Origin of the sequence: Cryobacterium algoritolerans (assembly GCF_004402785.1) — a bacterium.
Lineage (GTDB): Bacteria > Actinomycetota > Actinomycetes > Actinomycetales > Microbacteriaceae > Cryobacterium > Cryobacterium algoritolerans.
On record NZ_SOFP01000022.1, the window covers coordinates 24,211 to 33,407 of the forward strand.

At 67.7% G+C, this 9,197-nt stretch carries 9 protein-coding genes and 1 riboswitch; of the genes, 4 read left to right on the top strand and 5 right to left on the bottom strand.

What is annotated here, in order from left to right; translation table 11 throughout:
* The first annotated feature begins 168 nt into the window (after positions 1-168).
* Positions 169-450 (top strand): glutaredoxin family protein, encoded by a 282-nt coding sequence (locus E3O19_RS04680; protein ID WP_134565679.1) that lies wholly within the window; start codon positions 169-171, stop codon positions 448-450.
* Between the two features lie 65 nt (positions 451-515).
* On the opposite strand, the gene E3O19_RS04685 is transcribed toward E3O19_RS04680, so the two are convergent.
* A complete protein-coding gene (locus E3O19_RS04685) occupies positions 516-1,310 on the bottom strand; it encodes a TY-Chap2 family putative peptide chaperone (RefSeq protein ID WP_134565681.1) in 795 nt (264 codons plus the stop codon).
* A 255-nt stretch (positions 1,311-1,565) separates the two neighbouring features.
* Between E3O19_RS04685 and E3O19_RS04690 the strand changes: the two genes are divergently transcribed.
* Positions 1,566-1,925 (top strand): hypothetical protein, encoded by a 360-nt coding sequence (locus E3O19_RS04690; protein WP_134565683.1) that lies wholly within the window; start codon positions 1,566-1,568, stop codon positions 1,923-1,925.
* A 51-nt stretch (positions 1,926-1,976) separates the two neighbouring features.
* On the opposite strand, the gene ppsA is transcribed toward E3O19_RS04690, so the two are convergent.
* Both ppsA and E3O19_RS04700 read right to left on the bottom strand, forming a co-directional pair.
* Complete coding sequence (gene ppsA, locus E3O19_RS04695; protein ID WP_134565685.1) at positions 1,977-4,367, bottom strand: phosphoenolpyruvate synthase; 2,391 nt, start codon at positions 4,365-4,367, stop codon at positions 1,977-1,979.
* Positions 4,368-4,518: 151 nt separating this feature from the next.
* Complete coding sequence (locus E3O19_RS04700) at positions 4,519-5,451, bottom strand: hypothetical protein (RefSeq protein ID WP_134565686.1); 933 nt, start codon at positions 5,449-5,451, stop codon at positions 4,519-4,521.
* A 359-nt stretch (positions 5,452-5,810) separates the two neighbouring features.
* Between E3O19_RS04700 and E3O19_RS04705 the strand changes: the two genes are divergently transcribed.
* Together E3O19_RS04705 and E3O19_RS18225 are read left to right on the top strand one after the other, a co-directional pair.
* Entirely contained in the window at positions 5,811-6,584 is a 774-nt protein-coding gene (locus E3O19_RS04705) for an ice-binding family protein (RefSeq protein WP_134565688.1), read from the top strand.
* 417 nt (positions 6,585-7,001) lie between these two features.
* Positions 7,002-7,075: riboswitch (cyclic di-GMP riboswitch) on the bottom strand.
* A 429-nt stretch (positions 7,076-7,504) separates the two neighbouring features.
* Positions 7,505-7,777, top strand: coding sequence for a hypothetical protein (locus tag E3O19_RS18225; RefSeq protein ID WP_241981192.1), 273 nt, complete (start codon positions 7,505-7,507; stop codon positions 7,775-7,777).
* Positions 7,778-7,867: 90 nt separating this feature from the next.
* Here the strand turns inward: E3O19_RS18225 and E3O19_RS17665 are convergent, their stop codons facing one another.
* On the bottom strand, positions 7,868-8,386 hold the full coding sequence (locus tag E3O19_RS17665; RefSeq protein ID WP_166804458.1) for a GNAT family N-acetyltransferase: 519 nt from the start codon (positions 8,384-8,386) through the stop codon (positions 7,868-7,870).
* A 17-nt stretch (positions 8,387-8,403) separates the two neighbouring features.
* Positions 8,404-9,197, bottom strand: a 794-nt coding sequence (locus E3O19_RS17670; protein WP_198413852.1) for a hypothetical protein, incomplete at its 5' end; no start/stop codon positions are given.

The following is a 9,197-nucleotide window of genomic DNA, read 5'->3' on the forward strand; positions in this document are numbered from 1 at the left end:
GTATTCGGTCAGGCACACGCCCCCACTTGTAGAGTCACCTCGCGGTTTTCGTGGGCACCCGTTCGGGGTGAAACGTGGGCGCTGTCGCGCACGGTCGGAGCGTGTTATCGACGCCCGAAGAGCCCCGCGTCCAGAGAACGCCAACCGCACGCACCTAGAATGGGTTGAATGATCGACGTCGCCACTGCCGCAGCAACCGCCCAGCGCACCACCATGTTCGGCGCGCAGTGGTGCGGTGACTGCCGCCGCTCGAAGAAGCTGCTCGATGTGCTCAACGTGGACTACGACTACGTCGACCTCGAGATCGTCGACGACGGCGCCGACCGAGCCCACGCGATCAGCGGCCGCACCCAGATCCCCGTGATCGTCTTCCCCGACGGCACGCACGTCGTCGAGCCCAGCGATTCCCTCCTGCACGCCAAGCTCACGGCGCTCGGCAGCATCCGCTAGAGACCGGTCGATCACCGGCCGCTGCGTCACGGAGAGTCCCGCTCCGGACACCGGGAGTGCCGTCGCTAGGGCAGGTAGGTTCCGAGCACATGCACGGTCGTTATCGACAGGGTGCGGTGCGTGCGCTCGTAGACCGGCATCAGCTCGGTGGATCCGCGAACGGTATGGATCACGCCCGCCACGTCAAAGATCGCGACCGGGTCCAAGTCGCGCAGCAGCGCCCAGAACGGCTGGAAGAAATAGACACTGCGATTGCCGGCATCGAACTCCTCGAGGGTCATGGCCACGTAGCGCGAGCGGGCCTCGATGGTCGACGGGAAGCCGCGGAAGTAGTCGCAGCCGGGTTCGGCCGGATCCTCGTCGTGCAGCATCGGCGCGGGCACCGCGTACCAGCCCTGCCGATCATTGATCGCAGTCGCCAGCGCGCTGGCGATCAGCCGGTAGGTCAGGGCTCGTTTCGTCGTGACCGGCGGGGTCTTCGGGATGCCGAGGCCGGTCGCCACCTCGATCCGCTGCACGATGTCGTGCGGGCTGAGGGCCGCCATCATCTCGATCCAGCTGATCTTGTTCACGACCCCGTTGACGAGGAACTTGCACCCGCCCACGAGATCCCACTGGACGCTCATCGCGTTCTGCTCGTCATGCACGATCAGCAACCGGGCGCCCTCGTCGACCTCCACCCCCGAGATGCGGAGGTGCGGGTGCCTGCGCACCAGATCGCTGGCGATCCACCACATCTGCGCGGTCAGGAAACGGTCGGCGGGCGGGTTGTACACCTCATAGCCGCCGGTGGTGCCGTCATCCGCGTCGTCGTCATGGATGTAGTTGTCGCCGGAGTCGTTAGACGCTGCATCAGTCATCTCCCGAAACTCCTGCCTGATCAGAGATGGATTCTTATTTTGCTCCCGTTCGGCGGGGAGCGACACGCCCAGTTCGGGTGAGAACCGGGTGCGAGTGGGCCGCGAGTGGGCCGACCCTGTTCGCTGCTCACCTTCTTCCCGTGGACCGCCATCTCCAGCGGGCGCGCCGCCGCTCCCGCCAGCCCTCCCTCGGGCCCTTTGGCCTATTCCGGCGGGGCGCCCGCGCGCTAGGCTGCCACAGAACGGGGAGGCACCATGACCACCGCAGACCACGAGAACGGCACCGAGAAGACCGGCGCCGAAAAGGCCATCGAAGCGACCGACAAGGCGACCGGGCTCACGCCACGGCAACTCGCCAGGGACGCGCGCGTGCGCATCCTGCGGAGCAAGGCCGCGGTTCTGCGCTCCGAGGTGGGCGCCATCGCGGCCACACACCGCGATCCCGACATCCTGGAGGACTTGCTCTCCAAGGCCAGCCCCGCGGAAGTCACACGGATAGAGAAGGTCGAGCACTTGATCAGCGCCCGGGTTGCCGAGGCCAGGGCGGTCGCCGACGCCGCCGAAGCCGAATACGAGCAGGCCGTGCTCGAACGCTACGACGAGTCCGGCGCCTGACCCGGACGGTCCCGTCGCGCACCGCCGCGCGGCTGCAGCGCGGACCGGCGGCTACGCGGTGTCGAGTTGGCGCTCGGCGGCGGAGATGTGGCTGACCGTCTTGAGGAAGCTGTCGGGGTTGAGGGAAATGGAGTCGATGCCCTCCTTCACGAGGAACGCGGCGAAGTCCGGATAGTTGCTCGGTGCCTGGCCGCAGATGCCGATCTTGATCCCGGCCTCGTGCGCCTTGTCGATCGCCTGGCTGATCATGCTCTTGACCGCCTCGTCGCGCTCGTCGAAGAGGGCCGCCAGGTCCTCGGCGTCGCGGTCGACGCCCAGCACCAGCTGGGTCAGGTCGTTCGAACCGATGGAGAAGCCGTCGAAGCGGGTTGCGAATTGCTCGGCCAGGATGACGTTGGCCGGGATCTCGCACATCATGTAGACCTGCAGGCCGTGGTGGCCGCGGGTCAGCCCGTTCTCGGCCATCACCGCGAGCACCTTGTCGGCCTCGGCCGTGGTGCGGCAGAACGGCACCATCACGATCACGTTGTCGAAGCCGATCTGTTCCCGCACCCGCTTGATCGCCCGGCATTCGAGGGCGAACCCCTCCCGGTAGCGGTCGTCGTAGTAGCGGGAGGCGCCGCGGAAGCCGAGCATCGGGTTCTCCTCCGAGTGTTCGAAACCGGCGCCGCCGATCAGGTGCGCGTATTCGTTGGTCTTGAAGTCGCTCATCCGCACGATCACCGGGTTCGGGTAGTACGGCGCGGTGAGCTTCGCGATGCCGAGCGACAGTGCCTGCACGAAGTATTCCTTCGGGTCGCCGTAGCCGCGGGTGAGCTCCGCGATCTTCCGTAGCGCGACCGTGTCGGTCACCCGGTCAGGATGCACGAGCGCCATCGGGTGGATCTGGATCAGGTTGTTGATGATGAACTCCATCCGGGCCAACCCCACACCGTCCGCGGGCAGCCGCCACCATTCGAAGGCCGCGGCCGGGCTGGCGATGTTGACCATCACCTTGGTGCGGGTCTTCGGTACGCCGCCCAGGTCGATCTCCTCGGTCTCGAAGGCGAGCCCACCCTCGTAGACGAAGCCCTCGTCGCCCTCGGCACAGGAGATGGTGATCAGCTGGCCATCCGTGAGCACGTCGGTGGCGGTGCCGGTGCCGACCACGGCCGGCACTCCCAGCTCCCGGCTGACGATGGCCGCGTGGCTGGTCGGACCGCCATGGTCGGTGACGATGCCCGCGGCCCGGGTCATGATCGGCACCCAGTCGGGGTCGGTCATTTCGGTGACCAGAATGGCGCCGTCGACGAACTTCTCGATGTCGGCGGGGTCCTTGATCACGCAGGCCACCCCGGCGGCGATGCTGTCGCCGATCGCCACGCCCTTGATCAGGAGCGGCCCCTGCTCGGTGAGCCGGCTGATCGTGAACCGGGTGCCGCTGGCCTGCGACTGCACGGTTTCGGGGCGGGCCTGCACCATGAAGAGTTCACGGGTGATGCCATCCTTGGCCCATTCCATGTCCATCGGCCGGCCGTAGTGATTCTCCACGATCACGGCCCAGCGGCCGAGCTTGACGATGTCGGCGTCGCTGAGCACGAACGACTGGCGCTCCCGCTCCGACGTGTCGATCATGCGCGTGCGGGCGCTGCCACCCTTTGCGTAGACCATCTTGCGAGCCTTGGCCCCCAGGGTCTTCTCGATGATCGGTGTGCAGCCGGGCTGCTCGAGCAGGGCCTTGAAGACCAGGTATTTGTCGGGGTCGACGGTGCCCTGAACCACGGTCTCGCCGAGGCCGAACGCCGCGCTGATCACGGCGGCTCCCGGGAAGCCGCTGTCGGTGTCGATTGAGAACATCACCCCTGAGCCGCCCACATCGGAGCGGATCATCCGCTGGATGCCGATCGACAGCGCGACCTCGAGGTGGTCGAACTTCTTCACCTCCCGGTAACTGATCGCCCGGTCGGTGAAGAGGGAGGCGTAACAGCGACGGCAGGCGTCGAGCAGGTCCCGCTCGCCGGTCACGTTCAGGAACGTCTCCTGCTGGCCGGCGAAGCTGGCATCCGGCAGGTCCTCCGCGGTGGCGCTGCTGCGCACGGCGACGGCCAGGTTCGCCTGGCCGCTTTTCTCCGACAACTCCCGATAGGACGAGCGGATGCCTTCGGCGATCTCCCCAGGGAATTCCCCACCCAGGAACAACTCGCGGAGGGCATCACCGGTGGCGCGGAGCGATGCCTCACCCGAGTGGAACAGCTCGAGCTGACGGCGGAGTGCAGGCTCGATCCCGTTCGCGGTGACGAAGGCGCGGTAGGCATCCGCGGTCGTCGCGAACCCGTCCGGCACGCGCACGCCCTGGCTTGCCAGTGATCGCACCATCTCCCCGAGCGACGCGTTCTTGCCGCCCACCTGGGGGATATCGGCCAAGCCGATCTCGTTGAACCACACCACGCTGCGCTCGGTCATGCCGACTCCAACCCTGCGTGGGACCGCTGGATCGACGCCGGTGCGCCGGAAGGACCCCGTTAAGGCACCGTACTGCGCGGACCGGGACACGGCTAGGCCGGAGGTCCCGTCGGCAGGGGCGAAACGGTGGGCCGTCACGGTCGTTGCGTGATCATCCGGTGGTGATCGACGCAACCGAACCGATGAGGCCCGGGATCGAGAAGACCACGACCACGACCAGGACAACCCTCCCGGTCCGGACCAGGGCGCGGGAGGTCCACCAGCCGGGTGCCGCCGGCACGAGCGCGGAGCCGATCAACGTCAGGACGGCAGCGGCGAGCAGCAGCACCCCGAGCGGAAAATAGACGACGGCTGCCAGGAGCGGCGTGTAGGCAAGCCAGGTGCGACGCGTCGGAAGGGGGAGCCGTGCGCTGTACCAGCCGGCGAAGGCGGCCACCAGCATCCCGTGCAGAATCACAAGGACAGAGAACAGCAGGGCCGCCAACCAGCCCGGCCCGACGATGTAGAAGTCAATGTTGCCGTCTCTGAGCGGGTCGAGGGTCGTCCCGAACAGGGCAAGCAGGACGAGACCGAAGACCACGCCCCCGAGTCGGCCGCGGGGAAGCCAGCGGTGGACCACGACGTAGAGAATTGACGAGAGGAACGCCCCAGGCAGGGCGCCGAAAATGAGGAACGCGAGGGTTCCGTTGAAGGTGATATCGCCCACGCGCGCCTGTGCCTCGGTGATCCTGCCCACGGCCAGCGGGGAGGTCAGCGCGAGCACTCGCATGACGAGCCGTCCTCCGGCTCCGGCGATCAGCAGACCGGAGCCCGTGCCCGTCACCGTGACTAACGTCGCCCACCAGGCGTTGCGTCGGAGCGCGGCCGGCACTCGTGCGCTGCGCACCGGGGTTGGCGACACCGACGCCGGCGGTGTGGTCGGCTGGGCCGGGCGCGGCTGCGTCAGGTTCGACTGCAGCACCGTCTGCTGCGCAGTGGGGTCGGATGCGCCGGCGACGGGCGTGCGCAGATCGATGCCGCCCCAGGCCGCCACCGCGCCGACCCCGACCAGGGCCAGCACGCCGCAGACGACCAGCACGATCATGACCCATATTGTGTACCCGATGCCGTCGGTCGGCCAGACCCCGGGGCCGGTGAATCGCGATTTCACGACCGCCGAGCGAGAGGAAAGGGTCGGCGCGAAGTGTTCACCAGATTAATACTTCGGATCCTGGGGAGTGGGGAAAACCAACCCTAGTCTGGGGGTTAGACAGATTCGATTCGTTGGAACTGGTCCCGTGGGGCGTGCGAGGTCGTGCGTGGTGGACGCCTGTGTGCGTGGGACCTGGGGCCTTTCGGGGACGGTACCGACGTTAGAAACCCGGTGTGCAGCATCGGGGACCCCACCACGGTGGCCCTGCCCGAATTCGCAGAGTGCGGATTCGCCGAAAGGAAACCACCGCAATGAAGATCCAGAATTTCTCTACTCCCCGCAAGGCCCAGCTCGGACTGCTCCTGGCCGTCGCCGTCGCCGGGGTCGGCAGCGCCGTTATCGGCGGGTCGGCCTCTGCGAGCGGCCTCCCCCAGGCTCCCATCGAGCTCGGCACGGCCGGTACCTTCGCCATCCTCTCGCAGACGGGCGTGACGGATGTCTACGCCTCGGCCGTGAACGGAAATGTCGGCGCCAGCCCGATCACCGGCGCGGCCATCCTCCTGACCTGCCCGGAGGTGCAGACCGGTACCATCTTCGCGGTCGACGCCGCCGGACCGCCGTGCGAGGTCACCGCGCCGTCCTTCCTGACCACGGTCGTCGGCGACATGGGTATCGCCTATGGTGATGCGGCCGGGCGCATCAACCCGGACTTCATCGACCTGGGCGCGGGCGAGATCGGCGGGCTCACCCTTCTACCGGGCCTCTACAAGTGGAACACCGACGTGACCATCTCCACCGATGTCACCCTGTCCGGCGGACCGGACGATGTGTTCATCTTCCAGATCTCGGGAAACCTCGACGAGGCATCCGCCAAGAACGTCACCCTTGCCGGTGGCGTGCAGGCGAAGAACGTATTCTGGCAGACCGCCGGCTCCACCTCGATCGGCACCACGGCGCACTTCGAGGGAACGATCCTCGGCAAGACGCTCATCGCGATGAAGACCGGAGCGACGATCAACGGGCGCCTGCTGTCCCAGACCGCAGTCACCCTGCAGAGCAACACGGTCACCGAACCGGCGAAGTAGCCGGAACCGCACCGGGGACTGTGCGGGGCGACACTCCTCGTCCCACGCGGTCCCGCGGTGCGGCGCCATACCCCGACAATGCGGGCCTGGCTCAGTGCGAACGGGCATGGCGCAACAATTCGCCTGGCCACGACCCTGACGTGCGTGAATGCGATGGGGGACCGAACCCGAATCGGTCCCCGATCGCAATTCCGCGCCAGGGCGGCCACCCGAAGGCCGACCTGACTTCCCTCAGTCCGTCGTCTGCTTACCCAAGTCGGCGACGGATTGATGGAGTCTGTGGGGTGACGGGGCCCGTGAACCGGGGCCGTCGACTGCGAACACAGTCAGGGCGGCATGAGGCTGCGTCATACCGTCGGACTCGACGCTGGCGTCGGTCTCCAGGAATGGAAAGCTCATCTGCTGCGGCCCTATTTATTCGGTAGGCCGGCTGACCCGAGGGTCCCGTGCCTTTGCGACCCCGTTTCTCAACGGGTGTGCCCTTGCGAAAGACGTACGAACCGTCTCGCCGGTGGCCGGATGACCACCTGCCCTGAACCTACCAGCCCGATGGCGCATTCGACCCCCACGGGGCTGGATCAGTCACCCCCAGTGCGGGGCGCAGGGAAGGGGCTGCTGTGCCGATTTTCTCGATGCGACTTCCCCCGTTCACGGGTGCGCGCTACCGTGTGCGGTGCAGGCGTCAGTCCGGGTTGAATCTTCTCCCGGACTGTCCCTCACACACGCTCGGTCGCAATGCCCAAGGGGGATCACCATGCCGGTCACAACAGCCGCACCGTTCGTCGCCACCGCCCAGGCCATCGCCACGGCCGCACACGGCGGCCAGGTCGACGAGCTGGGTACCGCGTACCTCGACCACGCCCGCCGGGTCGCCGAGCGCCTCATTGACCCGCTGGGCCAGGCCACCGCCTGGCTGCACGATGTGTTCGAAGACACGAGCGTCTCCCCCCAGCGACCTCCTGGCCGCCGGCATCCCCGGTGGCGTGGTCGCCGCAGTCGAACTGCTGACCAGAACGGATGCCGTCAGCGACGCCGACTACTACGCCGCCATCCGCGCCAACCCGATCGCCCTGGCCGTGAAGCGCGCCGACATCGCCGACAATCTCGATCCAGCTCGGGTGGCGCGGCTGGATGTCGGCACACGGGATCGCCTTGCCGCGAAATATAGCAGGGCGCTGACTTCCCTCGAGTGACGGCGTTGCGCACACGCTCGACCCCAGGGCGGCGGTTGAGCCTCTCGAAATCACCGGGTCTCGACAGGCTCGACCACCGGGGGGGCGCGGTCAGCGCTCCGCGTACTCCCCGACCGAGGCAGCCAGGAGCGCCACCACGACCGTGTCGTTCTTGGTGGACCGCTGGCCGATCTGCGCGAAACCGAGACGGGAATGGAAGGCCAACGAGCCAGGGTTCGGCGGTTCGATGTTGACCTCGCAGAAGACCACGACAGCCGCCGTCGTCTCGGCCGAGGCGAAGATCGTTCCGTAGAGCACCTCGCCCAGCCCCTGGCCGCGGGCCTCCTCGGCCACCACGATGCGGTCCACGTAGAGGAACTCACGCGAACGTTCCGCGAACCAGCGGTAGTTCTCACTGGCATAGTCGGCATCCGCGGCGAACACAATGGCGAAGCCGAGCACCTGCGCCGGCTCGGCGTCGGTGGTGACCACCACGGCGACGGCACACTCGGCGAGCAGCGCGGCAAGGCTCGCCTCGTCGAGGGCGTTCACCGCCGGAACAGCATCGTTGTTGAGCAGCAGAACCTGGGCGGAGTCGTGCGGAAGCAGCGGGCGAATCGAACGGGGCATGCCGACGACGATAGGGCCTACGCCTCCATGTCGTCGTGCGTGACAATGCGGATCAGTTCGATCCCGCCATCCGGCTTCTGCCAGAAGTGCATCCGGCGGGCGGCCGGGGTGTTCTGTTCGATTGAGACGCGCATGCAGCGGGCGCCGTCCCAGCGCAGCAGGTGCGGGTCGGCCGCTCCGGCGCCCTGACGAAGCGCGTGCAGGTGCCGCCCGGTGAGGGTCTTCACCCGCCCGGTCAGCACGTCGACGGATGCCTTGAACGCCTTGGCCAGTTGACCGTCGTCGAGCCCCGACAACGAATCCGCGAATCGGTCGCTGAGCACGTAGCTGTGCGGAAGCGGCCATTCCTCGCGGTCGGATTCCGGCACCCGGTCGACCCAGGCGAGCAGAATCTCGTGGCGCACCCAACCGGAGGAATCTTCCCACAGGGCGCGGCGGGTTTCGTATTCGCTGGAGACCGGCGGTGCGGATACGGTGCGCCGGGACTCGCGCAGCATCCGTTTCTGGGTGCGCTGCTCGTCGCGCAGTTCGGCGACGGTGTGGCGGAGTGTTCCGAGCTCGACGAGCGCGTCGCGCAACTGCAGCTGCGCCGAACGCGCCTGCTCACGCAGCTTGGCCAGGTCGGAGTCGGTGGCGCCGGCTTCGACGAGCTGGGCCTCGAGCCGGGTGATGCGGGCCTTCGCCTCGGCGAGGGAGAGCTGGGTGGACTGCAGCGCGGAGTGCGGCGCGGCGGCCGGGGCCGGGGTCGGCGCGACCCGGAACGGGATCGCCGCAGCGGTCGGGTGGCGCGCCGCGTGGCTGCGGCCCGGGC

Coding starts and splice junctions, on each gene's coding strand:
- E3O19_RS04680 (WP_134565679.1), top strand. CDS start 169: ATGATCGACGTCGCCACTGCCGCAGCAACCGCCCAGCGCACCACCATG.
- E3O19_RS04685 (WP_134565681.1), bottom strand. CDS start 1,310: ATGACTGATGCAGCGTCTAACGACTCCGGCGACAACTACATCCATGAC.
- E3O19_RS04690 (WP_134565683.1), top strand. CDS start 1,566: ATGACCACCGCAGACCACGAGAACGGCACCGAGAAGACCGGCGCCGAA.
- ppsA (WP_134565685.1), bottom strand. CDS start 4,367: ATGACCGAGCGCAGCGTGGTGTGGTTCAACGAGATCGGCTTGGCCGAT.
- E3O19_RS04700 (WP_134565686.1), bottom strand. CDS start 5,451: ATGATCGTGCTGGTCGTCTGCGGCGTGCTGGCCCTGGTCGGGGTCGGC.
- E3O19_RS04705 (WP_134565688.1), top strand. CDS start 5,811: ATGAAGATCCAGAATTTCTCTACTCCCCGCAAGGCCCAGCTCGGACTG.
- E3O19_RS18225 (WP_241981192.1), top strand. CDS start 7,505: ATGTGTTCGAAGACACGAGCGTCTCCCCCCAGCGACCTCCTGGCCGCC.
- E3O19_RS17665 (WP_166804458.1), bottom strand. CDS start 8,386: ATGCCCCGTTCGATTCGCCCGCTGCTTCCGCACGACTCCGCCCAGGTT.